This window comes from Martelella radicis, assembly GCF_014196625.1.
GTDB classification, from domain to species: domain Bacteria; phylum Pseudomonadota; class Alphaproteobacteria; order Rhizobiales; family Rhizobiaceae; genus Martelella; species Martelella radicis.
In genome coordinates this window covers 1-1,611 of sequence record NZ_JACIDZ010000038.1, presented here as the reverse complement: position 1 = coordinate 1,611, position 1,611 = coordinate 1, and the positions used below count along the sequence as shown (strand labels likewise).

1 protein-coding gene is annotated in these 1,611 nt (G+C 62.2%); it reads left to right on the top strand.

The annotated features are described in order from the left end of the window. Positions 1-1,611: autotransporter-associated beta strand repeat-containing protein (locus GGR30_RS23195; RefSeq protein WP_183491653.1), on the top strand; the 1,611-nt coding region annotated here is incomplete at both ends.

Below are 1,611 nucleotides of genomic sequence, written 5' to 3'. Positions count from 1 at the left end.
ATGACGGTGAATGTCCAGGGCAATGCCCAGATCTACAACATCTTCCAGTATGGCGGTACGCTGACGCAGACACCGGGAACAATCTTCTCCGTCGCCCCGACGATCAATGGCGCAGGGGGCGCGGACTACAGGCTCGATATCGTTGCGCCCGGCCAAGGGCCCAATAGGCCCGGGATGATCCGCCTTTTGAGCTACGATCCGAACACAGGCGAGATCGCGCAGTACTGGAACGGCGGCGCCCCGCCGCCCTATGATGGCGGCCTTGTCGGCGGCAGCGGCACTTGGGTTGCGGCCCTTGCCAACTGGACCGATCAGAATGGAGCAAACCCAACAGCCTGGGCCAGTTCCGTGGGCTATTTCCAGGGAACCCAGGATGGAACCGTCACCGTTGACGGAACGCAAGGCTTTGACAAGCTTTATTTCTCCGACCGGGCTTACACGCTGACGGGCGGCACGCTGCAGATGTCGCCGCGGCGCAACACATTCGGCGAAATCAATGTTGATACCGTGACGGCGATCATCGCCTCGGACATCATCGATGGCATGAGTGTTCTGCCAGCGCCCGCAAACGTCAACACGCTGACGAAGAGCGGCTCGGGCACGCTCGTTTTCACTCACAACAAGGGCTATGGCGGAGCGACCACGGTCAGCACCGGTACACTGCAGCTCGGCGACGGGACGGCCGCCAACAATAGCACGCTAAACGCCGGAATAACGATTGCCGCCGGGGCGACGCTCGCGGTCAACCAAGGCGGCGCGCTCTCTTTCAGCAATATCCTGACGGCCGCCGCCAATCCAGGGAATCCAGCCCATTTCAATGTCATGGGAACGGGCGTTCTCACCTTCTCCAGCAACAGCAACACATTCCTTGGTTTGACGACCGTTTCGGCGGGGACCCTCAACCTCTCCGGCACGCTCGGCGGTGCCGTCACTGTCTCTGGCGGCACGCTTCAGGGGACCGGCACGATCGGCGGCGATGTGATGGTCCAGTCGGGCGGCACGCTTGTCGGCGACATCACGACCACCCCGGCTTTGATGATCGGCGGAGATCTGACGCTTGCGGGGACGTCCATGCTGAACGTCACCCTGAATCCGATGCCGAACACCGGCGCCCTGATTGTTACGAACACGCTGACCATGCAGGGCGGGACCGTGACCTTCACACCTGCTACTCTGGCCCAGGGTCGCTATAATCTCATTTCCTACACGTCGAGGGTCGGTGACGCGAGCGTTCTCACGCTCTTGAACAATCCGAACGGCTACCAATTGCTCAATGATCCCGGATTGGGCGCTGGGTTTCTTTACATCCATGTTGGCCCGCCGACCGGCCAGCCGCTGCTCTGGCATCCGCTTGCGGCAGGACCCAACAATTTCGGCGGGACCGGCACCTGGGATGCGAGCACGACTGCGAGCTGGGCGGAGACTTCCGCTGGCGCGCCGTTGATCGACTGGATCCAGTCCGACATCGCCGTGTTCACACAGCAGGCGGGCACGGTGACGGTCGACAGCAGCGCTGCGATCACCGTCAACGGCATGCGCTTTACCGTGACGGATTACGAACTGACGGGCGCGGCCGCCAATTCCACGCTGACGCTCGATGACGGGCCGGGC